The sequence below is a fragment of the Nocardia brevicatena NBRC 12119 genome (assembly GCF_000308495.1).
Classification (GTDB): Bacteria; Actinomycetota; Actinomycetes; order Mycobacteriales; family Mycobacteriaceae; genus Nocardia; species Nocardia brevicatena.
On sequence record NZ_BAFU01000086.1, the window covers coordinates 90529 to 115322 of the forward strand.

The following is a 24794-nucleotide window of genomic DNA, read 5'->3' on the forward strand; positions in this document are numbered from 1 at the left end:
ACGTGAATGCGCGCGCCACAGACGGAAGGGCGGGGTATTTCGATGCACCCCGCCGCCGTGCACCCTCCGGGTCACTTCTCGGCGGCCGCACCCCGCTCCCGTTCCGCCACGATCTGGCCGAGCACCTCGAGCAGCCGCGATTCGATCGCCGATTTTTCCAGCCCGAGCCCGGACAGCAATCCCGTCCCGTTCTCGTTCTCGAGCAGCGCCAACAGGATGTGTTCGGTGCCGATGTAGTTGTGCCCGAGTCGCAGGGCCTCGCGGAAGGTCAATTCCAGGGTCTTCTTGGCCGCCATATCGAACGGAACGAGCCCCCGCATGTCTCCCGAGGTGGTCGCGGCACGCAGCGCCGTACCGGTGAGCTTGTCCGACGCGTCGGCCTCGGCCTCCGGCGTCAGCGCCTCCCGGATGGCCGCGGAACCGAGCGCCTCCGCCGAGACCCCCTGATCGAAGATCAGCCGCGCGGCCAAGGCGTCGGGTTCGGACAGCAGGCCCAGCACAAGATGTGCCGGTCCGATCTGTTTGCCGCCCGAGATACCAGCGGCCTCCTGCGAGGCCACGACGACGGCCCGGGCACGCTCGGTGAACTTGGCGAAACCGGCATTGGGATCCATTGTCGCCGCCGCGGGATCACTGGGCGCCTTCGGCACGAACCGCTTCTGCGCGGCCTGCTTACTGACCCCCATGCTCGCGCCGATCTCGGTCCAGGAGGCGCCCGCGCGCCTGGCCTGGTCGACGAAGTGGCCGATCAGATGGTCGGCCACCTCACCGAGGTGATCGGCGGTGACCACGGCGTCGGAGAGTTGCTCGAGCACATTGTCGGGACGGGCTTTCTTGATGGCCTCGATGAGGTCGTCCAAACGTACAGAAGAAGACATGCGTCAACCATAAGTTGACGCATGCCTTCCCGTCAACCCTGAGTTGACGAGAGGGAGTCAGCGTCCGACGTCCTCCCGATCGCGTTTCCCTCCGGGCCGGCGCAACCGCAACCGCGAGTCGCCGCGCAGCACCGGCCGGCGGATATCCGGGCGGCGTAGCGCCGGCCGGCGCAACCCGGCTATCCGTCCGTCGGCACGCCGATCGGCCCGCCGCTGCGCCCGCCGTTCGGCGGGTTTGTGCTGCCAGGTCTCCGGCCGTGCCGCCACCCAACGCTGCGAATACCAGGCGAACGGGATATGCCCCAGATACAGCACGATCAACACCAGCAGGAGAACCACCGGATAGGTCACCAGCGCGGCCCCGGCCAGGGCGACCAGCACCAGCAGCCCGGCGGCGGCCTGCGGTGCCACCGACACCGACTTCAGCGCCAATGTCGGGATGGTGCTCACGCACAGCGCGGCGGTGCAGATGGTCCACGTTGCCACCACATAGAAATTGGCCCACCACCCGTCACCCAACTGCTGGTACAGCGCGATCGGCGCCAGGGCGATGAGCGCGCCCGCCGGCGCCGGAACGCCGACGAAGTAATCGCGTGCCCAGTCCGGCCGGGTGTCGTTGTCCATCAGGGTGTTGAACCGGGCCAGCCGCAGCACGATGCTCACCGCGAACATCAGCGCGATGATCCACCCGGCGCCGCTGTCCTCGTCGAGCAACGCCACATACAGCACGAGCGCCGGCGCCACCCCGAAGGAGATCGCGTCGGACAGCGAATCCAGCTCGGCGCCGATCTTGCTCGTGGCGGACAACAGCCGGGCCAGACGCCCGTCCAGGGTGTCCAGAACGGCCGCGGCGCCGATCATGGCCAGCGCGACCCCCCACTGTCCCTCCAGGCCGAATTTCACCGCGGACAGCCCGGAGCACAGCGCCAGAATGGTGATTATGCTCGGCAGCAGCCGGATCGATCGGCGCCGCCGTCCCTCGATGATCTGCTCCATCACGCGTCGGCGGACGGCAGTACCGCCAGCACCGTCTCCCCTCCGATGGTGCGCTGCCCGAGATCGACGAGCAGTTCGGTGCCTTCCGGGAAATAGGTGTCGACCCGTGAGCCGAAGCGGATCAGGCCATAGGTGTCGCCGATGGTGAGCACATCACCCGGTACGGCGTCGCAGACGATCCGGCGGGCCAGCAGCCCGGCGATCTGCACCACCACGACCCGCTGCCCCGTCATGGTCTCGATGACCATGCTGTTGCGCTCGTTCACCGTACTGGCCTCGGGCAGGTCCGCGGAACGGAACTGTCCGCGCTGATGCCGTACGGCGCGTATGGTGCCCGATACGGGGGTTCGCTGAACGTGGACGTCCAATACGGAGAGGAAGATGCTCACGCGCGGCAGCGGACGATCGCCCAGGCCCAGTTCGGCGGGCGGTACGGCCGTGTCTACCAGGGCGACCTCTCCGTCGGCGGGCGCGACCACCACGCCGCGGCGGTTGGGGGGCACGCGGCGGGGGTGGCGGAAGAACGCCGCGCATGCGGCGGCGGCCACCAATCCGGCCCGACGCACCCAGCGGCGTTTACCGCCGAGAACCGCGGCGGCCAGCGGCGCTGCCACGAACGGCAGCCCGGCCGGATGCAGCGGCGGGATCGCATGGCGCACCAGATCGACCACATGGCCGAGGCCGGTGCGTTCGGGCGTGCCGGGCGGGGTGGGACGGCGTGCCACAGACTCCTCTTTCGTGTTCGGTGCGGTCTCCGCGCCTGTTCGGCCGGGACACCACCATTGCGGTGGCGACCCGGCCGTACGGGTAGGCGCAGGCGATCACACCTTACGCGCTTCGAGTCGGTGGCACCCCGCGTCAGGCAACCGGCCTACGTCCGGTCACCAACTTCACCAGGAACAGCAGAATCACCGCCCCGGCCAGGCAGGTGAAGAAGCTGAACCACAAGCCACCGCCCTCGACGTCGACGCCGAGCAACTTGAGCAGGAATCCGCCCAGTAGGCCGCCTACTATGCCGACTACGATATTGAGCAGAATGCCCTGCTGCGCGTCGGTTTTCATGATCTTGCTGGCGATCCAACCGGCGATTCCGCCGATGATGATCCACCCGACGATACCGAGACCGAGCATATTGTCCTCGCTCCACACTAGTTGGGTCACGCCACGGCGATGGGCGCACTGTGGGGATACCCGGCGAGGATGAGACAAACCGCGTTGCGCTGTTCGAACTTCGAGCTAATATGAGGGTGCCTCATGTCTACGGATTGCCCAACACCGGTGTTCGCACCGACTCCAGGTGAGGAACCACATCGAACTCGGGGACGACCCGGCGGCACCGCCGCAGGTACATAGGAGACGATCATGGCCGCTCGACTCGCCCAGACGACCGGGGCACAGCACACCGCGATCCTGGGACTGGGAGTATACCGCCCCGCTCGGGTGGTCACGAACGACGAGGTGGCCGGCCAGATCGACTCCAGCGACGAATGGATACGCACCCGGTCGGGGATTCGCACCCGACGGTTCGCCGACGATACCGAGACCATCCGGTCGATGAGTGTCGCGGCGGCCCGCGGCGCACTGGAATCGGCCGGTATCGCCACCGACCAGGTCGACTGCGTTATCGTCGCGACCTCCACCCACCTACTGCTCACCCCCGCCGCGGCACCGCGTATCGCCACCGAGTTGGGGATGAACGGCGCCGCGGCCTTCGACATCTCGGCGGGCTGCGCCGGGTTCTGCCACGCCCTGGCCATGGCGTCGGACCTCGTGCGGGCGGGCACCTCCACGCATGTGCTGGTCATCGGGGTGGAGAAGCTCACCGACACCGTCAACCCGAAAGACCGCTCCACCGCCTTCCTGTTCGCCGACGGCGCCGGCGCGGTAGTGGTGGGCCCGTCCGAGGTCCAGGGCATCGGGCCCACCGTCTGGGGTTCGGACGGCACCCAGCACCGCGCCATCCGCCAGGACAAGGACTGGCTCGAGTTCTTCACCGAAATCGAGGAGAAGGGCCTGGACGCGGTGCGCCCCTATCTGGCGATGGAGGGCACCGCGGTATTCCGCTGGGCCGCACATTCGCTGGAGAAGGTCTGTCGGGACGCGATCGACCGGGCCGGGCTGGCCACCGAGGAATTGGACGCGATGATCCCACACCAGGCCAACGGTCGGATCATCGAGATCATGGCGCGCGTATTGAAACTGCCGGAGAACTGCGCGCTGGCCAACGATATCGAGGAGACGGGGAACACCTCCGCCGCCTCGATCCCATTGGCCATGGAGGCCCTGCTGCGTACCGGCCGGTCGAAGCCGGGCGATACCGCACTGCTCATCGCCTTCGGCGCCGGGCTGTCCTATGCCGCGCAGGTGGTGACGCTACCGGAGTTCAGTTCGTCTCGGCCGCTGCCTTGATCTTGGTGAGGGTTTCGTCCATTCCACGCAGCAGCGTCTCCTCGAACGCGGTCTCGCCACCGAGCACGAGGGCGATCGCCTTGTGGGAGAACGCCGTGGTCCCGTTGGGCATGTCCCGACGCTCGACCAGGCGGGTACCGGTCTCGGTGGGCTCCAAGGTGTAGCTCCAGACCGACCGGTTCTGGTTGACCCGGAAGGCCAGGGCGTGGTTCGGCTCGTAGCGCACGATACGGGCCGTGGTGGGCCAGAATTTCCATCCGTCGCGGTTGAGGTTGACCGTCCAGGTGCCGGCCCGCGGACGGCCCAGGGTGATCATCCGAACGCACTGCGGACTGAATTCCGGCATCCTTCGCGGGTCGGACACCACAGCCCAAACCCGCTCCGGGGACGCGGCGATATCAATACTGGTTTCCAAGTTCTTCGGCAACGCTGCCTCCGGGTACGCGAAACTGCAAGTATCGGAAAGGGTAGCGACAGGCGACGGATGGGTCACGTTCCGGCCGGTCGGCTACCTCTCGAACAGGCGCCGCGGGCACAATGAAAAAGGCACTCCACTCGGTTGCCGCGTTCTTTCGCCAGCAAGACACAGTCACCGGCAAACATTCAGCAAATGTAAGGTGATGGGCCGTGAACCTTCGCTCGCTACTGCGCCGCCGATCCACCGAGCCATTGCCGCAGCTGCCTGTCATCGAGCCCGAGGAGGCAGCCCGAGACCGTATCGATGAGCGGCTGGAACGGCTGCTCACCCCCACCGAATTGGATATGGTGCTCCGGCACCGCGTCTGAACCCAGACGTCCTATCCGAAATCATGGCGTCCGACGTCCGCACGTCGGACGCCATGTGCATCGGGGGAGAACCCGCCGCGTATACCGTGGTCATCGGACCGTCGTGTCGGTACCGTTGGTATACGCCGCGCACGGGTCCGCGCCCGATATCCATCCTCCCAGGAGACGGTCATGAGTCAAGTCGTCGCAGGTATCGACCCGGACGTACCACCCAGCGGCCCCGGCTGTGTGGAATGCGAGGCCACCGACGGCTGGTGGGTACATCTGCGCCGATGCGCGGAATGCGGGCATATCGGCTGCTGCGACAGCTCCCCTGCCCAACATGCCACCGCGCACGCACGAGAAACCGGCCACCCGTTCGTACAGAGTTACGAGCCCGGTGAGAACTGGTTCTGGAACTACCAGACCGAACAGATGTACCACGGCGGGCCGGAGCTCGTCCCGCCGCGCAACCATCCTGTCGAACAGGGCGTACCGGGTCCGCGCGGCCGGGTACCCGCCGACTGGCAGGCCCATATCCACTGATCGCTTCCGCCCGGTCCGGCCCCACTACCCGAAGGAAGACGCCGAGACCACCCGGTACTCTGCAGCGGACGCGTCGGAGGCTCCGGCGCCGCGAACCACCGGGAAGCACGTGATGAAGCGAATTTCTTCAGTCGTCGTCTCGGCCACTGCAGCACTCGCACTGCTGCTGGCCGGTTGCGGATCGGACGAGGAGGCCGGCGAGGCGAGTGATCTGCGCAAGGGCGTAACCGCGACCACCGAAACGGCCGATACCTCGAATACCACACGGCCGAGCGAATCGACGGAGCCGGAATCCGAACCGAAACCACCGGCGAACGCCGAAGAACCGCGGACCCCGGCCACCGAGACGGACGCGGACACCCCGGCCGCGGCCTCGGACACCACCTGCGCCGAATTCAAGGCCCTGGACGAAGACGCACAGAAGGCGCTGGTCGAGCGGATTCTCGCCGACCACCCGGAAAGCTCCTTCGCGGGCAGCCCGAACGTCGCGCTCGGTACCGCGAAACTGGTCTGCAATGCCGGCGGCCTCACCGATACGCCGGTGGCTCTCGCCGCGGGCCTGATCCCGGAAAACTAGCGACACCTCCCGGCCGGGTCCGGGCAGAATGGTCACGATGGCTGAACTGGCACTGACCGCCCGACTGAACTCCTCCGCCGCCGATGCGCGCCGCGGCGTGGTCCGGCTGCACCCAGAGGTACTGGCCGCCCTCGGGCTGCGCGAATGGGACGGAATAACCCTCGTGGGATCGCGACGCACGGCCGCGGTCGCCGGACGGGCACCGACCGGGACACCCGCCGGGACGGTCCTGCTCGACGATGTGACGCTCTCCAACGCGGGGCTACGGGAGAACGCAACCGTGGTGGTGTCACCCGCGACCGTCTACGGGGCCAAGCGCGTCGTGGTGAGCGGATCGCGGTACGCCGCCCGCTCCATTCCGGCCGCGACCCTGCGCCAGGCACTACTCGGCAAGGTGGCGACCGTCGGCGACACCGTCTCATTGCTCCCCCGCGATCTCGGCCCCGATATCCCGGCGTCGGCCGCGAGCCTGGCGCTGTCCCGGGCGTTCGGTATCGCCTGGACGTCCGAATTGCTCACCGTGGTCACCGTCGACCCGACGGGTGGGCCGGTGAGCGTCCAGCCCAATACCTGCGTCGAATGGAGCATGGGCGCGATTTCCGGCGCACCCCTGCCCGACGACGCCACGGGTGTGACAGCGCGACGGGCGGCCCCGGGCGGTCCCGCGGGCAACGGGGTATCCGAATCCCCCGAGGCGCCAACGATATCGACGCCTACATCCCCGGGGACGCCGGTCTCGGTGGACGACCTGGCCGGTGTCCGTACCCAGGCGGCCAAACTCGGCGAATGGCTCGGTCTCGCACTCGACGAACCGGAACTGCTGAAAACCCTCGGCGCCTCACCGCATCTGGGGGTTCTCATCACCGGACCGGCCGGGGTCGGCAAGGCCACCCTCGCGCGGGCGGTCACGGCACCGCGGCGCATCGTCGAACTGGACGGCCCCTCGGTCGGGGCCGCCGAGAGCGGCGCACGTCTGCGCGAAGTCGCCGCGGCGGTCGCCGAGGTCGGGAGCGGACAGGGCGGAATCCTGCTCATCACCGATATCGACGCGCTGCTGCCCGACCCGGCCGAGCCCGTGGCCACGCTCATCCTGGACCAACTGCGCGCGGCGGTGGCCAAACCGTGCGTCGCGCTGCTGGCCACCACCGCCCATCCCACCTCGGTGGATCCGCGGCTGCGCGCCCCCGACCTGTGCGATCGGGAACTGACCCTGCCCCTGCCGAACACGACGGTGCGCAAGGCCCTGCTGGAACAGTTGCTGCGCAAGGTCCCGACCGGCGAGCTGCGATTGGATGAGATCGCGGCCGGCACCCCCGGCTTCGTGGTGGCTGACCTGGCGGCGCTGTGCCGGGAAGCGGCGTTGCGGGCGGCCTCGCGGGCCAGCCGCGAGAAGGCCACCCCGAAACTGACCCATGAGGATCTGGCCGGCGCGCTCGAGGTGATTCGGCCGCTGTCCCGGTCGTGCACCGAAGAACTGGCCATCGGCAGCCTCGGCCTCGACGACGTCGGCGATATGGCGGAAACCAAACAGGCACTCACCGAAACCGTGCTGTGGCCGCTGCGACACCCCGATTCGTTCGCCCGACTCGGTATCGAACCCCCGCGGGGTGTGCTGCTGTACGGTCCGCCCGGTTGCGGGAAGACCTTCCTGGTCCGAGCCCTGGCCGGAAGCGGCCAGCTCAGCGTGCACGCGGTGAAGGGCGCCGAGCTGATGGACAAATGGGTCGGCTCCTCCGAACGCGCGGTGCGGGAGCTGTTCCAGCGGGCCCGCGACTCGGCGCCGTCGCTGATCTTCCTGGACGAGGTGGACGCGCTGGCGGCTCGGCGTGGCCAGAGTTCCGATTCCGGCGTGGGCGATCGGGTGGTCGCCGCGCTGCTCACCGAGCTCGACGGGGTGGAGCCGCTGCGCGATGTGGTGGTGCTCGCGGCCACCAACCGGCCGGAACTCATCGATCCGGCGCTGCTGCGGCCCGGCCGGCTGGAACGGCTGGTCTTCGTTCCACCGCCGGACGCCGCGGCCCGGCTGGCCATCCTGCGCACCGCGGGCCGCTCGGTACCCCTGGCCGCCGAGGTGGACCTGACGACGCTGGCCGAGGAACTGGACGGATACTCGGCCGCCGACTGCGCCGCGCTGCTGCGCGAGGCCGCGCTCGCCGCCATGCGCCGCGATGTGGATGCGGCCGATATCACAGCAGACGATATCGCCGCTGCCCGTCGAGCGGTGCGTCCCTCACTGGACCCTGACCAGGTGGAATCGCTGCGCCGCTACGCCGAAACCCGCAGCTGAGACCCACCGCACCCCGATACCCGCTACGCGGTGACCCGCGGTCGGCGATTCATGCTGCCGGGTTGCTATGCCCATCCCCACACCAGATTTTCCGGGGCCACGCCGCCGGCAGCGCATAGGATTGCTGGGGAAAGCCGAAGAAAACCGCGCCACCCCGCCGTATCGACCAGACGGAGTGAAGTTTGCTCGCCATCCTGCTAGCCCATGCCCTGGCCGCGATGGCGACTCCACTCGGGGTGCGGGTCCTGGGGCGGAATGTCTTCTTCCCGCTGGCACTGGTCCCGCTGGGCGGACTGGCCTGGGTGGCCACGCACTGGAACGAAACGCACGAGGTTCGGTTGGCCTGGGCACCGGCCATCCGACTGAACCTCGACCTTCGGTTCGACTCATTGGCGGCCGTCATGTGCGCGCTGGTGCTCGGCATCGGCGCACTCGTGCTGGTCTACTGCGCCCGCTACTTCGACGACGACGAACCCCGGCTCGGCGCGTTCGCGGGACAGCTGGTGGCCTTCGCCGGAGCCATGTTCGGCCTGGTGACCAGCGACAACATGCTGCTGCTGTACATCTTCTGGGAAGCGACGACGGTACTGTCCTTCCTGCTGGTGGGGCATAATTCCGAACGTACCGACAGTCGCCGGGCGGCCATCGGGGCACTGCTGGTGACCGGCGCGGGCGGGCTGGCCATGCTGGTCGGCATCGTGATACTCGGGCAGGCTGGCGGCAGTTATCTGCTCTCGGATCTGTTGGCGGCCGAACACCGGCCCGGTGGTGTCGCGGTGCATATCGCGGTGGTGCTGATCCTGGTCGGCGCGCTGAGCAAATCCGCCATCGTGCCGCTGCACTTCTGGTTGCCCGGTGCCATGGCCGCGCCCACTCCGGTCAGCGCATACCTTCACGCCGCCGCCATGGTGAAGGCGGGTGTGTATCTCGTGGCGCGGCTCGCGCCGGCCTTCGCCGACGACCCGGTATGGCATCCGCTGGTGCTGATCCTCGGAGTGGCGTCGATGGTGCTGGCGGGCCTGCGTGCCATGCAGGTCTCCGACCTGAAACTGGTACTCGCCTTCGGCACGGTGAGCCAGTTGGGGTTTCTGGTCCTGATGGTGGGTATCGGCACCCCCGAGGCCGCACTCGCGGGTGTCGCGCTGATCGTGGCGCACGCCCTGTTCAAGGCGTGTCTGTTCCTGGTCGTCGGCATCATCGACCACGGGGCGGGGACCCGCGACCTACGCGAGCTCAGCGGACTGGGCCGGCGCGCACCGCTCCTGTGCGGAGTGGCGGTGCTCGCCGCGCTGAGTATGGCCGGTATCCCACCGCTGTGGGGGTTCGTGGCCAAGGAGAGCGCATTGGGCGCGATCCTCGATGCCGAAACACTGACCTTCCCGGTCCGCACCATGCTCTGCGCGGGCGTGGTGTTCGGTTCCATGCTGACCGTCGCCTACAGCGCCCGGTTCATCTGGGGAGCATTTGCCGACAAACCCACCCGCACCGACGTCTCCGCGGACCGCGAACCCCCCGCGACGTCCTGGCATCCCCCGGGTCTCTGGCTGTTCGCCCCACCCGCGCTGCTCGCCGTGGCGAGCCTCGGCGCCGGTCTCGCCGCACCGTGGATGGACCGGCTGCTGCGGCCGTATGCGACGACGCTGCCGGGCATACCGGCCGCGAAACTTGCGCTCTGGCACGGTTTCACCGGGCCGCTCGTGCTCACCGCGAGCATTGTCGCCGTCGGGGCCGCCCTGTTCGCGATACGCGGACTCTTCGGCGAATCCTCGACCCTGCTGGGCAACGCCGACCGTGCCTACGACGCCGTCCTGCACGGCATGGACCGGATATCGCTGCGCCTGACCGGCTCGGTGCAGCGGGGTTCGCTGCCGCTCAACCAGTCGATCATCCTCGGCGTCCTGGTGATCCTGCCCTCCGTCGTACTGGCGGCGGGCACCCGGACCGGGGTGCGGCTGCGGTTGTGGGACTCCCCGCTGCAACTGGTGATCGGGGCCGTCATGATCGCCATGGCGTGCGCGGCGACCGTCCTGCGCAACCGGCTGGCCTCCGTTCTGGTGGTCGGCCTCACCGGCTACGGCTGCGGGGTGATCTTCGCGTTGTACGGCGCGCCGGACCTGGCATTGACCCAGTTCCTGGTGGAGACGCTCACCCTGGTGGTGTTCGTCCTGGTGTTGCGGGCCTTCCCGGCCGAGATCGGCCCCGAACGGCAGACCGGGTTCCAATTCCAGCGGGCCGTGCTGGCGATCGCGGTGGGTATCGCGGTGCCGGTGCTCGGTGCCTTCGCCTTCGCCGCCCGGGATACCGAACCGATCTGGCAGCGTATCCCGGCCGCCGCCTACGACTACGGCGGCGGGAAGAACGCGGTCAATGTGCTGCTGGTCGATATCCGCGCCTGGGACACCCTCGGTGAGATATCGGTCCTGGTCGTAGCGGCCACCGGGGTGGCGTCACTGGTGTTCCGCAGCCGGCGCTTCGGACTACCGCCCCGGGCCGCCGACGCCCCGGGCTACCGGCCCGAGTTGGTGAGCTGGCTGCCCGCGGGCCGATTGGTGGACCGACGGGAGCGGTCGATGGTCCTGCAGATCACCACCCGACTGATGTTCCCCACCATCATGGTGCTGTCGGTGTACTTCTTCTTCTCCGGCCACAACGCCCCGGGCGGCGGTTTCGCGGGCGGACTCACCGCCGGTTTGGCGCTGGTGCTGCGCTATCTCGCGGGTGGACGGTACGAGTTGGGCGAGGCGCTGCCGGTGGATGCCGGTCATCTGCTCGGTGCCGGGCTGACCCTGGCCGCGGGCACCGCCACGGTATCGCTGCTTCTGGGAGCGCCACCGCTGTCCTCGGCGATTCTGGAGGTGACGCTGCCGCTGCTCGGCCATATCAAGCTGGTGACCTCGCTGTTCTTCGATCTGGGCGTGTACCTGATCGTGGTCGGCCTGGTCCTGGACGTGCTGCGCAGTCTCGGTGCGCGCCTCGACGACGAGTTGTCGCCCTCATGAGCGGCCGATACCGGCAGGAAACAGCCGGCGCGAGCACGGAAGGCGACCGAGCATGAGCTACGAGCCGGTCGGTGTGAACCTGACCCTGCTGGTCGTCATCGGCGTGTTGGTGGCGTGCGGGGTCTACCTGCTGCTCGAGCGGACCGTATCGAAAATGCTGCTCGGCATCCTGCTGCTCGGTAATGCGGTGAACCTGCTGATCCTGACCATGAGCGGCGCCGACGGAAAACCACCGATCAAGGACGCCCCACCCGGTGCCGAGTACCACGAGATGGCCGACCCGCTGGCCCAGGCCCTGGTACTGACCGCGATCGTGATCACCATGGGGGTGGCGGCGTTCGTGCTCGCCCTCGCCTACCGCTCCTACATCCTGACCACCAGCGAACAGGCGGGCAGTGATTCGGAGGAGGCCGAGACCGGCACCCGGCGCGAGCAGGAGGACCCCGAACAATGAGCCTGCCACACGAACTGCTCGCCGGCCTGGCACCGCTGCCGATGCTGGTTCCGCTGCTGGCCGCCGCGGCCACGCTGGTGTTCGGCCGCCGGCCGCACACCCAACGGCTGCTGGCCCTGGTCGCGCTCGGCATCCTGGTCACCGTCTGCGGTCTCCTGCTGTATACGGCAGACCGGGACGGCACCACCGCTGTCCAGGTGGGCGGCTGGGAAACCCCGATCGGAATCACCATCGTGGTGGATCGGTTGTCGGCCGCCATGCTGGTGGTGTCGTCGATCGTGCTGCTCGCGGTGGCCGTTTACGGTGCGGGGCAGAATATCCGCGACCGCGCCGCCCGACAGCCCACCTCCATCTTCTGGCCCACCTATCTGGTGCTCAGCGCCGGTGTGTCGATGGCCTTCCTGGCCGGGGACCTGTTCAACCTGTTCGTCGGCTTCGAAATCCTGTTGGTGGCCTCGTTCGTCCTGCTCACCTTGGGCGCGACCGCGGAACGTATCCGGGCGGGTGTGGCATATGTGATGGTTTCGATGGTGTCGTCACTGATCTTCCTCATCGGTCTCGCCGTCGTCTACGGGGCAACCGGCACCCTGAACTTGGCCCACTTGGCGCTGCGCATGTCGACTCTGCCGGACGGGGTGCGCTACGCGGTGTACGCGGTGCTGCTGGTGGCGTTCGGAATCAAGGCGGCAGTGTTCCCGCTGTCGAACTGGCTGCCCGCCTCCTACCCGACCGCTCCCGCCCCGGTCACCGCGGTGTTCGCCGGATTGCTCACCAAGGTCGGTGTGTACGCCATCATCCGCACCTACACTCTGCTCTTCCCGGACGGCGGATTCGGCGCCGTGCTGCTCATCACCGGACTGCTCACGATGCTGATAGGCGCACTCGGCGCACTTGCGCAGAACGATATCCGCCGACTGCTGTCGTTCACGCTGGTCAGCCATATCGGCTACATGATGTTCGGGGTGGGGCTTGCGGGGGTGGCCGGACTGTCCGGCGCGGTGTACTACGTCGTACACCACATTCTGGTGCAGACCGCGCTGTTCCTGGTGGTCGGAATCATCGAACGGCAGGCCGGGTCGGCATCGCTGCGGCGGGTCGGCGGCCTGGCCGTGGCCAGTCCCGTACTGGCACTGCTCTTCCTCGTGCCGGCGCTGAACCTCGGTGGTATTCCACCGTTTTCCGGGTTCATCGGCAAGGTCGCGCTCCTGCAGGCCGGAGCGCAGAACGGCAGCGTACTGGCCTGGGTGTTGGTCGGCGGTTCGGTACTGACCAGCCTGCTCACGCTGTATGTGATGGCCCGGGTATGGAGCAAGGCGTTCTGGCGCCCCCGCGAACAGGCGCCGGAGGGCCATCTGGCCGCGGCCGCGCTTCCCTCGCTGGTGGAGGACAGTACGGACGTGCTCTATGACGAACGCGTCGATCCCGGCCGGTTGCCGGCGCTCATGGTGCTTCCGACGGCAGCCTTGGTCGCCGTGGGACTGTCGCTGACGGTGTGGGCGGGCCCGATACTCGGTATCGCCGATCGGGCCGCCGCGGATCTGCGCGACCGGAGCCCGTATATCGGTGCCGTCCTCGGAGGAGAACCGCGATGAACCCACGGAGCCGCCGGTGAACCGGGAAAAGCTGGTATGGGTCGGGGTGCTGGTCTGGCTGACGGCGGTCTGGGTGGCGCTGTGGGGAAAGGTCAGCGTCGCCAATGTGTTCGGCGGACTGGCGGTGGGCCTGGTGATCATGGTGGCCCTGCCGCTGCCGCGGGTACCGGTGCGCGGCAGGGTGCGGGTGTTGCCGCTGATCCAACTGGCCGGGGTGAGTATCTACTACGCCCTCGAATCGAGTCTGCAACTGGCCTGGTTCGCGATACGCCCGACTCCACCGCCCATTCCGGGCGTACTGCGGGTGCGCTTCCGTTTCACCTCGGACCTGGTGATGGTGCTGTGCATCAACCTGCTGAACCTGATCCCGGGCACCATGGTGCTGGAAGTCGATCGGGAACGCCGTGTGGTGTACGTCCATGTCATCGATGTCGGCAGCGAGGCGGCGGTGGAGAAGTTCGTCCGCACCAACCGGCGGTTGGAGCGGCTGTTGATCGCCGCGTTCGAACGTCCATCCCCGGAGGTGAGTCCATGATCGTCGTAGCCGTGGTGGCCGCGGTCCTGCTCGGCGCGGCCGCTCTGATCACCACATACCGCATCCTGGCGGGACCGAACACCCTCGACCGGGTGGTGGGTATCGATTCCCTCATCGCCATGGCCATCTGCGGGCTGGCGGTATGGGCCGCCTACAGCCGGGACACCTCCGTGGTGCCCGGGACCGTGGCCCTGGCGCTGGTCGGTTTCCTCGGGTCGGCCGCTGTCACCCGCTTCCGCGTTCGGGACGACCGATGAGCACCGTATCGACCTGGGTCTCCGGCACCCTCATCATCATCGGCGCCCTGCTGACGCTGACCGCGGCCATCGGCATCGTCCGCTTCCCGGACACCCTCCTTCGAATGCATTCGGCCACCAAACCGCAGGTCGTCGGCCTGATAATGGTGCTGATCGGCACGATCATCCGGGTCTACGGCGACCCGAACGTTTGGATGCTGGTACTGGTGGGGCTGTTCACCCTACTCACCGCCCCGGTGATCGCACACCTGCTCGGCCGCACCGCCTACCGGGAACAGCGGCACCGCGACGGACTGCTCGCGGTCAACGAACTCGGGGACGAGATGGAGCGCCGGTCACGGTGAGCCGCCCGTCGAGCGGTCCGGGTTCGGTCCGCCGGCCGGCGAACCACGTCGTGTAGTAGCCGGCGGCCACCCCGGCCGGCAGCGCCAACACCACCGTTCCGGCCACGACCGGGTAACCGGCCATCGACACCGCGAGGAACCGGTAGCTCACCAGCAGCACCGCCAGGACCGTCGCGCCGGCCCCCACCAGCCGGATGCGGAACCAGCCCCACCCGCGTTCCGGTTCGCGCAGCGCCGAATCCACCGTCAGGCACAGCACCGCGCCCGCGACCAGGTCGACCCCGTAGTGGTAGCCGAAGCCCAAAGTGGCCGCGAGGGTGGCGAAAAGCCAGAAGGCGCCGCCCCAGCGCAACCACCGCGGCGCGGATGTGCCGCCGATATCGCGACGGGTGTGCAGAAAGACCGCCAGCGCCCAGGCGGTGTGCATGGACGGCATACAGTTGCGCGGGGTCACGGCATCGAACGGCAGGGCCGCGGGATAACGGTCGATCGGCGGCAGCACCCCCGGCCAGTAGTTGCCGAGTTGGAGACCGTGCCCGTCGGCACCGTAGACGAACATCGGCCCGACCACCGGGAACAGCAGATAAACCAGCGGCCCCACCAGCCCGAGCACCAGAAAGGTGCGCACCAGATAGTGGCTCGGCCACCGCCGGCCGTCGGCCACCCGGCGCAACTGCCATACGGCGACCACGATCGCGGCCACCGGCAGTTCGATATAGACCCAGTGCAGCACCGCCTGCACCGCCGGTCCCAGTGTTTCCAGCACCCGGCCCATCACCCAGGACGGGTCCCCGAGCGCGTGGTCGGCCAACATGACGTATTCGTCGAGTACCGTCGGCCGAACGTCGATGGTGAGATGCAGCCAGACATCGCCCACCTTGGTGGCAAGGATCAGCAGCGCCCCCAGGGCCGCCGCGTGCAGAGCGGTGCGCCGCCGTCGACCATGCCACCGCAGCCAGGCCACGAGCGTCAGTCCGGTGAGCACGAGCACCGGCCCGTTGCCGACGGTCAGCGGTTCGCCGGCGGCGAACCGGATTCCGGCATATAGCGCGTCGAGTCCCACCGCGGCGGCCAGGGCGACGACCCGGTCCCGTACCGAGAGGCCGATCAGCGCGAGCACCAGCCCGGCCCACGGCACAGTCATGGATTTGGGGGTGCCCGCATAGTCACGCCACAGGCTCTCCAGCGGCCCCTCGTATCCCCGCCATAACGCCACCGATTGCAACACCACCAACAGCACCGGTACGGCGGCGACGGTGACAACCCGAATTCCCCGTGGCGACAGGCGTAAATTCCGCGCCGCGGATCCTGCGTCGGTATTCGGGTCTTCGACTAACACTCGCCTATCGTAAACGGCGGGTGAACGCAGCCTTCCCGCACTGCTGAACAGCAGCTTTCACTCCGGCGGACCGCTTATTGCTCCAGTTCCTTGACCAGCGCGTCCACCACCGCCACCAGGTCCCCCTGGGAGGCGGCGGCCACCTTGCGCTGCCGCTGGTAGTTCGCTCCGCGGCGGGGGATCTCGGCCACCATGGCCAGTTCGCCGACACAGTCCAGTCGCCGCGCGGTCGGTTCCAACCGTTCGAGCAGATCATCGAGATCCTCGGTGACCAGACGCTCGTTACTGTCGGAGTCCACGATGACGATGGCCTCCAGACCGTAACGCGCGGCCCGCCATTTGTTCTCCTGCACATGCCACGGCGGCAGCATGGGCAACTCCTCCCCGTTCTCCACCCGCCGGTCCAGATCCACGATCAGACAGTGGATGAACGCGGCCAGCGCGGCCAATTCCCGGGCAGTGGAGGTACCGTCGCAGATCCGCACCTCGATCGTGCCCCATTTCGGCGCCGGTCGGATATCCCAGTGCATTCCCCCGAGTTGTTCGAACACACCGGTTTTCAACTGGTCGTGCACGAAATGCTCGAATTGGCGCCAGTTCTCGAACTGGAACGGCAGGCCCGCGGTGGGCAACTGCTGGAACATCAATGCGCGGTTGCTGGCGTACCCGGTATCGGAACCTGACCACATGGGCGAGGACGACGAGAGGGCGAGCAGATGCGGATACGACAGCAGTAGCGAGTTCAGGATCGGAAAGACCTTGTCCCGGTGCGAAACTCCGACATGGACGTGCACACCCCAGATCAGCATCTGCCGACCCCACCACTGGGTGCGTTCGATCAGCTCGTCGTAGTGCGCGGTCCGGGTGAGCTGCTGGGTGGACCATTGGGCGAACGGATGGGTGCCCGCGCAGAAGAGGTCGACTCCGAGCGGATCGGCGGCCCGACGTACCGTGTGCATGGTGCCGAGCAGGTCCTCGACGGCCGCACCGACGGTGTCGTGCACCCCGCTGACGATCTCCACCGTATTGCGCAGCAGCTCCTTGGTGACCTGAGGGGTGCCGTCGTGCGCGCGGAGTTCGCCCACCTCGTCGAAGACCGCCGCAGCGGTATTGGACAGGTCACGGCTCACCTTGTCGACGAGCGCGATCTCCCATTCGATACCGATGGTCGGGCGAGGCGACCCCCGGAAGTCAACCGGTTCGACCTGTGCCCCACCCGCCATCGCGCACCAACCTATTCGACCACACCGCAGGCGACGCGCCCGCCGGCGTCTCCCGTGGAGAGGGTGTTCTCATCGGGGCCGGTACCGCCTTCGCGGTTGTAACGACCGGGGATATTGCCGAAGTTGTCGGAGCCGGCGTGGACGATGAGCGCCTTGCCGCGCAGCTGGTCCAGGGTGACCGCGTCGCTGGTGGTGACCAGGTATCCCTTACCGTCGCCACGGACCTGCAGCGAGGTCATATCGCCGCTGGACGGGTGGGCATTGGTGGCACCGACCTGCAGGTGTCCACCCGCGGACAGGAAGTCACCGGGCGCCCCACCGGCCGGCGGGGCGGAGTTGGGCTCGCATTTACCGTTCTGATGGAAGTGCAGACCGTGGAAACCGGGGGTGAGGCCGTGCGCGTCGACCGTGAGACGCACATGGTCGCCCTCTTCGGTGATCTGTGCTGTGCCGACCGACGAACCGGACGGATTGCGCAACTCGACCTTCGCGCCCCCGGCTCCCGGCGCACCCTCCTCGGTGCTGTGCTCGCTCCCGGCCGGGGCGGGCGAGCTGGTCCATACCGGTGGAGTGGTCCCCGTGACATCACTGGACTCCTGACTGTTGGAGCAGGCGACGAGACCGAAGGCCGCGACAGCCAGCACCGGGGTCACGCTCCGCCATGATGGGCGACGAGTTGTGGACGATGCCATCGGGGAACTCCTTTACGAGTACCGAGTTTATCGAGCAGAACGGGATGAACACGATCGTTTACCGGACACGATGATGCCATGTTCGACAATGCCGCCCGCCGGCGGCGCGGATCATCTGCCCGTGACCACGACCACGACCCCGGTGCCGTCGCTCAATCCGGGGATCTTGGGGGCCGTGGTGGCGCCGAGATCTGCCGCGACTGCCTCCGCGGCCTCTCGCTCGCCCGGTTCGCTGCCGTAGTACACGGTGGTGGTCGGGATGATGGAACCCGCATAGTTGCCGGTAGAGGTATTGGTCCAACCGCGGCCGGCGAGTTCGGAGGCGGTATCGGCGGCCAGGCCGGCGACCGTGCTGTTGTTGAGTATCCGTACCGGTGTGGCCCGGTCCGCCCCTGAGGCCGACGGTCTCGCCGTGGTGCTCGTCGTGTCGGTGGGGGATTCGGCGGCCACGCCGGGCGTGCTGGTCGCGGTCACCGAACCGCCCGTGGTACTCGCCGCCGCACCGGTCGTGGTGCGCGCGGGTACCTGGGGCACCACACTGGTGGTCGTCGGTCCGGCGGCTTCGGTGTCGTCCGAGTTCTCGGAATCCGCACTGGTCAGCGACATCGCGCCCAGACCGGCAAAGGTGATGGACAACGCGATCAGAACCATCGCCAGTGCACGCAGCGGCGGTCCACCGGAGCCAGGGTTCGAATTGCTCACCTGGTGGAGCCTAGCGCGTCAGACCTGGAAGCCGAGACGCCGCGCGGCACGTGCCTTCTGCCTACTCGCTCGGAGCCTGCGCAGACGCTTGACCAGCATTGGGTCGGCGGCCAGCGTCTCGGGGCGGTCGACCAGGGCATTGAGCACCTGGTAGTAGCGGGTCGGCGACATACCGAACAGCTCGCGGATGGCCTCTTCCTTGGCGCCCGCGTATTTCCACCACTGCCGCTCGAAGGCCAGGATCTCGTGTTCGCGGCGGGACAGCCCGGTGTCGTACTCGTCGCCGGGCGCCGGGTTCGGGACATCCGCACCCGCTGAAGGGCTGCTCTGGGTTGCGGGAAGATCCCGCGCCGCTGCGCCGTCCATCTTGCTCCCTCGCCGATTGACCTCCTCCCCTCCTGGAGAGGAGGGATCCCAACCCTCGCGAGTTGGGTTTCCTGTTTCATCGCAGGCAGCCGGCAGGGCGAGCCCTGCACGGTCTTATGTCCGCTCCGCAGGCGTTTCGTGTCTCCGCTGGCCCGGCGGCGACGTTTCTGGAGCGTACCAGATGCGGTAGGCCTCCACCCGAACACGGAGGGCTATGCGCTACGTTCCTCGGCCACCGTGTTGTCTGCCTCGAAACATTGAACCACGCGTGTCCCACAGAAACGCCCTCCTCGCCCCACGCGTGTCCACCCGCGCTCGGCGGGATCCCGACGGGCACGGCAATAATTGCCTCATGTCAATCCTGCCCATCGTCATCGTTGGCGATCCTGTTCTACACCGCCCGACCGAGCCGGTGACCGAGACACCGGAGGAACTGGCCGGGCTGATCGCGGATATGTACGAGACGCTGGAGGCCGCCAACGGGGTCGGGCTGGCCGCCAATCAGGTGGGAGTGCCCAAGCGTTTGTTCGTCTACGACTGCCCCGATCAGGCCGACGACGGTACGGTGACCCGGCGCCGCGGGGCAGTGATCAATCCGGAACTGGAGACCTCGGGGATCCCGGAGACCATGCCGGACCCGGATCACGACGAGGAGGGCTGTCTGTCGGTGCCCGGCGAACAGTTCCCCACCGGTCGGGCCGACTGGGCTCGGGTCAGCGGGACCGATGAACACGGCAATCCGGTGCAGATCGAGGGCAAGGGGTTTTTCGCCCGCATGCTCCAGCACGAAGTGGGACACCTGAATGGGCAGCTGTATGTGGATGTGCTGATCGGCCGGAACGCCCGGGCGGCGAAGAAGGCGATCAAACGGAATGGCTGGGGTGTGCCCGGCCTGAGCTGGCTGCCCGGTTCCGATCCGGACCCGTTCGGGCATGACTGATCCGGGGAGCGTCGAATCCACGGGTGGACTGCCCGATATCCCGCTGGGTCGTCGGGTCGTGCTGCGCTACCGGCTGCCCGCGGGTTACGCACAGTCGTACACCGATGTGATCGGTATCCTCACCTCGCTCGATCCGCCCACCGTCCGGGCCGCCGACGGGAATCTGGTGACGGTGTCGCCGGATGAGGTGGTGGCGTTGAAGGCATTGACACCCCGACCCATCCGAACCGGAGAGATCAGGGCCCTCGAGGCCGCGGCGGCGAACGGCTGGCCGGGAACCCAGCACGCCTGGATCGGCGGTTGGCTGCTGCGCGCCGGACACGGCTACACCCGACGTGCCAATTCCGCGCTTCCGCTGGGAGATTCGTCGGGACCGGCACAACTGACCACGGACGTACTGCACCGGATCGGCGCCTGGTACACCGCGCACGGGCTGCCGGTACAGCTGGCCCTGCCGGATCGGCTGGCCACCGTACCCCCGGGATGGAACAGCTGGGGCGAGACCACTGTGCTCGGCATCGACGTGGACAATTTCGTCCTACCGCAGGGGCCATCGATGGTGCGGATCGCTCCGGCACCGGATGTGGCCTGGTTGGAGCTGCACCGGTATCGCGGAGACGAGCCGAGCGGGCATCTCCCCGCGGTACCGCTGCCGGAGGTGTTGACCGCGGTGCGCGGCGGTGAGGTGGGCTTCGCCGCGCTCGGACTGCCGAAACCGATCGCGATCGGCCGCGGAGCGGTCACCGACGCCCCCGACGGGCGGCGCTGGGTCGGGCTGTCGTGTGTGGCGGTAGCGTCCGAGCACCGACGGCACGGTCTGGCCGGTCTGGTGTGCGCGGAGCTGGTCCGCTGGGGTCGCGACCGCGGGGCGACACATGCGTATGTGCAGGTCGGCACCGATAACTCGGCCGCGCTCGCGCTGTATCGCGATCTCGGTTTCCTCGACCACCACAGCTACCGCTACGCCGTACTCGGGACACCTCCGCCGTCGGACCGGTAACTCCGCCGAGCCGCAGACCGCCCCCTCGACAGACAAGGAACACCCCGTGCGCCTGGCCACCTGGAACGTCAACTCGATCCGCTCTCGCGTGGACCGGGTGACCGCCTGGCTGGAACGCCAGGACATCGACGTCCTGGCCATCCAGGAGACCAAATGCCGGGACGACCAGTTCCCGTTCGAGCGGTTCGACGAGCTCGGCTACGAGGTGGCGCATGTGGGCCTGAACCAGTGGAACGGGGTCGCCGTCGTTTCCCGGGTCGGCCTCGAGGACGTGGAACTCGCCTTCCCCGACCAACCCGGTTTCGACCGCGCCGCCGAGGAGTCGCTGATCAGCACCCCGGTCGTCGAAGCACGGGCGATCGGCGCCACCTGCGGCGGGATCCGCGTGTGGAGCCTGTACGTGCCCAACGGTCGCGCCCTGGACGATCCGCACTACCGCTACAAACTGGACTGGCTCGCCGCCCTGCGCGGCAACGCCGAACGCTGGCTGCGGGAAGATCCACGGGCCAGGCTCGCGCTGGTCGGCGACTGGAATATCGCCCCCACCGACGAGGATGTGTGGTCGCCGGAGTTCTTCGCCGGCAAGACCCACGTCTCCCGACCGGAACGCGACGCCTTCACCGCCATTCTCGACACCGGTTTCACCGATGTGATGCGCCCGTTCGCTCCGGGCCCCGGCGTCTACACCTATTGGGACTACACCCAGCTGCGCTTCCCCCGGAAAGAGGGGATGCGTATCGATTTCATCCTCGCCTCTCCCGCCCTGGCCGACACCGTCACCGACTCGCAGGTCGACCGCGAGGAGCGCAAGGGCAAGGGCGCCAGCGACCACGCCCCGGTGATCGCCGAATTCGGCGACGCGGTGGTTACGTCCGGTATCTGAGCGGTTCGGCGTCGAGCGTGACACCGAACCGCCTCGCGCACGACCGGAGCGGAAGCTGAGGCGGGCCTACCATGGACAGTGGCTGTCCGTCCGTTCTGCGGGAGGTGTCATGGCTTTCTATCGACAGGTGGGGGCGGTGCCGCCGAAGCGGCATACCCAGCACCGTGACGGGCGAGGGCGGCTCTACTACGAGGAACTGGTGGGGGAAGAGGGCTTTTCCGGGGATTCCTCGCTGCTGTATCACCGGGAGCTGCCGCCGGCTATCGTCGACTCGACGGTGTGGGAGCTGCCGGATCAGACGACGACACCGAATCATCCGCTACGGCATCGCCATCTGCGGCTGCACGAACTGTTCCCCACGGATACGCCGGCGGCCACCGACCCGGTGACCGGGCGGCGGCTGTTGCTCGCCAATGCCGATGTACGGCTGCTGTACGTGGTCGCCTCGGGTGCGTCGCCGCTGTACCGGAACGCCATCGGGGACGAACTGGTGTACGTGGAATCGGGTGCGGCGGAAGTGGAGACGGTTTTCGGTGTGCTCCCGGTGCGGCAGGGCGATCAGGTGCTCCTGCCGCGTGCGACCACGCATCGCTGGGTGCCGAACGGGACGGAACCGCTGCGCGCCTATGTGATCGAGGCATCGAGCCATATCACGCCGCCGCGTCGGTACCTGTCGAGGTTCGGTCAGCTACTGGAGAATTCGCCGTATTGTGAGCGCGATCTGCACGGTCCGGTCGAACCGCTGACGGCGGAGGGAACGGATATCGAGGTACTGGTGAAGCATCGCGCGGCGGGGCAGGTGGTGGGCACCCGGATGGTGTACGCGACCCACCCGTTCGACGTGGTGGGCTGGGATGGGTGCCTGTATCCGTTCACCCTCGGTATCTTCGATTTCGAGCCGATCACCGGCCGGGTACACCAGCCGCCGCCAGTTCATCAGGCCTTCGAGGGAATCAACTTCGTGGTGTGCGATTTCGTACCGCGCAAGGTCGACTATCATCCGCTGTCGATCCCGGTGCCGTACTACCACTCGAATGTGGATTCCGACGAGATCATGTTCTACTGCGGCGGGGACTACGCGGCGCGGCGAGGTTCGGGAATCGGCCCGGGTTCGGTGTCGGTGCATCCGGGTGGATACGCGCACGGCCCGCAGCCAGGTGCCTACGAGGGCGGTATCGGGGCGGAGTTCTTCGACGAACTGGCGGTCATGGTGGACACCTTCCGGCCACTACAGCTCGGGGAGGGAGCGCTGGCCTGTGAGGACCCCGGGTATGCGTGGACCTGGTCGAGACGGGGCCCGCGGTGAAGGTGCGGGTCGAGGTACCGCGGGATTGCCTCTTCGGGCCCGACAATCTGCCGTACGGGGTGTTCGCGCCGGGCGGCGCGCCGTTCCGGGCCGGGGTGCGGATCGGCGATCACGTTCTGGACTTGGCCGCCGTACTGGACGACGAGGTTTTCGGGCGCCCGGATCTGAACGCCTTCCTGGCGCAGGGCCCGCGACGGTGGCGACAGGTGCGGGACCGGGTACGGGAACTGGTCGACGGGGAGATCGCGGCGTCGGCCCTGTTCCCGGCGGCGGAGGTGCGGATGGCGCTGCCTGTCCGGATCGGGGACTACGTCGACTTCTACGCCAGTATCGACCACGCGATGAACTTGGGCAGGTTGCTGCGCCCCGACACCGAGCCGCTGCTGCCGAACTGGCGTCATCTGCCGGTGGGGTATCACGGGCGCGCCGGAACCGTGGTGGTGTCGGGAACCGAGATCGTACGGCCGTGCGGACAGCAGCGCGGCGACACCGGCGCTCCGGTCCTCGGCCCCTCGCAGCAGCTGGATATCGAGGCCGAGCTGGGTTTCGTCATCGGGGTCGGCTCGGACCGTCCGATGGCTGTCGACGAGTTCGCCGACCATGTCTTCGGGGTGGCGCTGGTCAACGACTGGTCCGCCCGTGATCTCCAGGCTTGGGAGTACCGGCCGTTGGGCCCGTTCCTGAGCAAATCGTTCGCCACGTCCATGGCGCCGTGGATCACTCCACTCGACGCGCTGTCATCGGCCCGGATACCGCTCGGCCCGCAGACCCCCGAACCCCTGCCCTATCTGCGTGGCCACCAGGACTGGGGACTGGATATCGAGCTGTGTGTGCGCTGGAACGGCGAGGAGGTGTCGCGTCCCTCGTACTCCCGCATGTATTGGTCACCGGCTCAGATGCTGGCCCATCTCACCGTCAACGGTGCCGGCACCCGTCCTGGCGACCTGTACGCTTCGGGTACTGTCTCCGGCCCGGCGAAGAACCAGTGTGGTTCCTTCATCGAACTGTCCTGGGGTGGTTGGGAACCGGTCCATGTCGCCGGCGCGGAGCGCCGCTTCCTGCTCGACGGCGACGAGGTCACCATCACCGCGACAGCACCCGGTCCTGTCGGCACGCGGCTGGGACTCGGCGAGGTCGCCGGCCGTGTGCTGCCCGCACGGGTCGAGGGCGCTTCGCTTCCCACGGCGTCCGATGCCTGTGCCGACCGCTCGGAGACGTAGCCGAACCGGCCTTGTTTTCCGCGGCGAGCGGGGATCTATGGTCTGGGGGAGCGGGTTTCCGGCCGTCGACCTCACCGGGAACGGCGGCCGGGATTCGCTGGGCGTCGAGTCGGTACCGAAGACCGTGGCACCGAAGCCCGGGCCGCGGGGCTCGGCCCGTGGGTGCCCGGCATCGGCCGAATCTGGTGTGCCCTGGCAGACCTGGCTCGGCGAGGCCGATGGGCTTCTCGCCGGCGGCGATCCGGCGGCCGTCGATCGCGCCCTGAAGGCCATGTACACGATGAAGAAGATCGATGTGCGGGCCATGCGGGACGCCTACGAGGGTAGGACCGCGGGCCGAAACCGCTGCCCGGTTCGGGTCCGATCGCGGGAGGGGCCAGACCGGAGATGTAGACGAACGCTTATGCAGCCGAGAGTTCTGACGATGGTTCGTCTCGGTTGTGGTTGCTGTACTGGTTCAACGCAAAGCCAACGGGTTTCGAAC

At 67.9% G+C, this 24794-nt stretch carries 26 protein-coding genes; 16 read left to right on the plus strand and 10 right to left on the minus strand.

Annotated features, from left to right (window positions below):
• Positions 1 to 71: 71 nt before the first annotated feature.
• The 4 genes from ON20_RS23580 to ON20_RS23595 form a co-directional block, all read right to left on the minus strand.
• Positions 72 to 878, minus strand: coding sequence for a Clp protease N-terminal domain-containing protein (locus ON20_RS23580; protein WP_040838648.1), 807 nt, complete (start codon positions 876 to 878; stop codon positions 72 to 74).
• A 57-nt stretch (positions 879 to 935) separates the two neighbouring features.
• On the minus strand, positions 936 to 1874 hold the full coding sequence (locus ON20_RS23585; RefSeq protein WP_040838650.1) for a CDP-alcohol phosphatidyltransferase family protein: 939 nt from the start codon (positions 1872 to 1874) through the stop codon (positions 936 to 938).
• Entirely contained in the window at positions 1874 to 2599 is a 726-nt protein-coding gene (locus ON20_RS23590) for a phosphatidylserine decarboxylase (protein ID WP_040838651.1), read from the minus strand. Before ON20_RS23590 ends, ON20_RS23585 begins: the two co-directional genes overlap by 1 nt.
• A 133-nt stretch (positions 2600 to 2732) precedes the next feature.
• Positions 2733 to 3005: a GlsB/YeaQ/YmgE family stress response membrane protein gene (locus tag ON20_RS23595; protein ID WP_040838930.1), complete on the minus strand. Its 273-nt coding sequence runs from the start codon at positions 3003 to 3005 to the stop codon at positions 2733 to 2735.
• Between the two features lie 231 nt (positions 3006 to 3236).
• Between ON20_RS23595 and ON20_RS23600 the strand changes: the two genes are divergently transcribed.
• Positions 3237 to 4283, plus strand: coding sequence for a beta-ketoacyl-ACP synthase III (locus ON20_RS23600; RefSeq protein WP_040838652.1), 1047 nt, complete (start codon positions 3237 to 3239; stop codon positions 4281 to 4283).
• Here ON20_RS23600 and ON20_RS23605 read toward each other — a convergent pair.
• Positions 4258 to 4710 carry an SRPBCC family protein gene (locus tag ON20_RS23605; RefSeq protein WP_040838654.1) on the minus strand — a complete coding sequence of 151 codons (453 nt, stop codon included), beginning with the start codon at positions 4708 to 4710 and terminating at the stop codon, positions 4258 to 4260. The two genes, ON20_RS23600 and ON20_RS23605, sit on opposite strands and share 26 nt — an antisense overlap.
• Before the next feature lie 200 nt (positions 4711 to 4910).
• Between ON20_RS23605 and ON20_RS36700 the strand changes: the two genes are divergently transcribed.
• The 10 genes from ON20_RS36700 to mnhG all read left to right on the plus strand — a co-directional run bounded on the left by ON20_RS36700 (position 4911) and on the right by mnhG (position 14639).
• The gene (locus tag ON20_RS36700) at positions 4911 to 5069 is read left to right on the plus strand and encodes a hypothetical protein (RefSeq protein ID WP_157228964.1); all 159 of its coding nucleotides are present in this window, start codon (positions 4911 to 4913) and stop codon (positions 5067 to 5069) included.
• Positions 5070 to 5240: 171 nt separating this feature from the next.
• Positions 5241 to 5594, plus strand: coding sequence for a UBP-type zinc finger domain-containing protein (locus ON20_RS23610; RefSeq protein WP_040838656.1), 354 nt, complete (start codon positions 5241 to 5243; stop codon positions 5592 to 5594).
• Positions 5595 to 5706: 112 nt separating this feature from the next.
• Positions 5707 to 6171 carry a hypothetical protein gene (locus ON20_RS23615; RefSeq protein WP_040838658.1) on the plus strand — a complete coding sequence of 155 codons (465 nt, stop codon included), beginning with the start codon at positions 5707 to 5709 and terminating at the stop codon, positions 6169 to 6171.
• Between the two features lie 37 nt (positions 6172 to 6208).
• Entirely contained in the window at positions 6209 to 8458 is a 2250-nt protein-coding gene (locus tag ON20_RS23620) for an AAA family ATPase (protein WP_174361925.1), read from the plus strand.
• A gap of 182 nt (positions 8459 to 8640) precedes the next feature.
• Positions 8641 to 11457, plus strand: coding sequence for a Na+/H+ antiporter subunit A (locus ON20_RS23625; protein ID WP_040838662.1), 2817 nt, complete (start codon positions 8641 to 8643; stop codon positions 11455 to 11457).
• 52 nt (positions 11458 to 11509) lie between these two features.
• Positions 11510 to 11911 carry a Na(+)/H(+) antiporter subunit C gene (locus tag ON20_RS23630; RefSeq protein WP_040838663.1) on the plus strand — a complete coding sequence of 134 codons (402 nt, stop codon included), beginning with the start codon at positions 11510 to 11512 and terminating at the stop codon, positions 11909 to 11911.
• Positions 11908 to 13503 (plus strand): Na+/H+ antiporter subunit D, encoded by a 1596-nt coding sequence (locus ON20_RS23635; RefSeq protein ID WP_040838665.1) that lies wholly within the window; start codon positions 11908 to 11910, stop codon positions 13501 to 13503. The genes ON20_RS23630 and ON20_RS23635 overlap by 4 nt, the downstream gene beginning before the upstream one ends.
• Before the next feature lie 16 nt (positions 13504 to 13519).
• Positions 13520 to 14038, plus strand: coding sequence for a Na+/H+ antiporter subunit E (locus ON20_RS23640; protein ID WP_040838932.1), 519 nt, complete (start codon positions 13520 to 13522; stop codon positions 14036 to 14038).
• Positions 14035 to 14295, plus strand: coding sequence for a monovalent cation/H+ antiporter complex subunit F (locus ON20_RS23645; protein ID WP_040838666.1), 261 nt, complete (start codon positions 14035 to 14037; stop codon positions 14293 to 14295). Before ON20_RS23640 ends, ON20_RS23645 begins: the two co-directional genes overlap by 4 nt.
• A complete protein-coding gene (gene mnhG, locus ON20_RS23650) occupies positions 14292 to 14639 on the plus strand; it encodes a monovalent cation/H(+) antiporter subunit G (protein WP_040838668.1) in 348 nt (115 codons plus the stop codon). Before ON20_RS23645 ends, mnhG begins: the two co-directional genes overlap by 4 nt.
• Here the strand turns inward: mnhG and ON20_RS23655 are convergent.
• From ON20_RS23655 to napA, 5 genes are all read right to left on the minus strand, one after another.
• Positions 14599 to 15924, minus strand: coding sequence for a phosphatase PAP2 family protein (locus tag ON20_RS23655; RefSeq protein WP_051163218.1), 1326 nt, complete (start codon positions 15922 to 15924; stop codon positions 14599 to 14601). The genes mnhG and ON20_RS23655 overlap by 41 nt on opposite strands.
• Before the next feature lie 128 nt (positions 15925 to 16052).
• On the minus strand, positions 16053 to 17201 hold the full coding sequence (locus ON20_RS23660; protein ID WP_040838670.1) for a glutamate--cysteine ligase: 1149 nt from the start codon (positions 17199 to 17201) through the stop codon (positions 16053 to 16055).
• Between the two features lie 11 nt (positions 17202 to 17212).
• The gene (gene sodC / locus ON20_RS23665; protein ID WP_040838672.1) at positions 17213 to 17893 is read right to left on the minus strand and encodes a superoxide dismutase[Cu-Zn]; all 681 of its coding nucleotides are present in this window, start codon (positions 17891 to 17893) and stop codon (positions 17213 to 17215) included.
• 111 nt (positions 17894 to 18004) lie between these two features.
• Entirely contained in the window at positions 18005 to 18595 is a 591-nt protein-coding gene (locus ON20_RS23670; protein ID WP_040838674.1) for a LytR C-terminal domain-containing protein, read from the minus strand.
• An 18-nt stretch (positions 18596 to 18613) separates the two neighbouring features.
• Positions 18614 to 18961, minus strand: a complete 348-nt coding sequence (napA, locus tag ON20_RS23675; protein ID WP_040838676.1) for a nucleoid-associated protein NapA — start codon at positions 18959 to 18961, stop codon at positions 18614 to 18616.
• A 352-nt stretch (positions 18962 to 19313) separates the two neighbouring features.
• On the opposite strand from napA, the gene ON20_RS23680 reads away from it, so the two are divergent.
• From ON20_RS23680 to fahA, 5 genes are all read left to right on the plus strand, one after another.
• The gene (locus ON20_RS23680) at positions 19314 to 19901 is read left to right on the plus strand and encodes a peptide deformylase (RefSeq protein ID WP_040838678.1); all 588 of its coding nucleotides are present in this window, start codon (positions 19314 to 19316) and stop codon (positions 19899 to 19901) included.
• On the plus strand, positions 19894 to 20901 hold the full coding sequence (locus ON20_RS23685) for an N-acetylglutamate synthase, CG3035 family (protein WP_051163162.1): 1008 nt from the start codon (positions 19894 to 19896) through the stop codon (positions 20899 to 20901). Before ON20_RS23680 ends, ON20_RS23685 begins: the two co-directional genes overlap by 8 nt.
• Positions 20902 to 20947: 46 nt before the next feature.
• Complete coding sequence (locus ON20_RS23690; RefSeq protein ID WP_040838681.1) at positions 20948 to 21784, plus strand: exodeoxyribonuclease III; 837 nt, start codon at positions 20948 to 20950, stop codon at positions 21782 to 21784.
• Positions 21785 to 21893: 109 nt separating this feature from the next.
• Entirely contained in the window at positions 21894 to 23090 is a 1197-nt protein-coding gene (locus tag ON20_RS23695) for a homogentisate 1,2-dioxygenase (protein ID WP_040838683.1), read from the plus strand.
• On the plus strand, positions 23060 to 24310 hold the full coding sequence (gene fahA / locus ON20_RS23700) for a fumarylacetoacetase (RefSeq protein WP_245547429.1): 1251 nt from the start codon (positions 23060 to 23062) through the stop codon (positions 24308 to 24310). The genes ON20_RS23695 and fahA overlap by 31 nt, the downstream gene beginning before the upstream one ends.
• Positions 24311 to 24794: the final 484 nt, after the last annotated feature.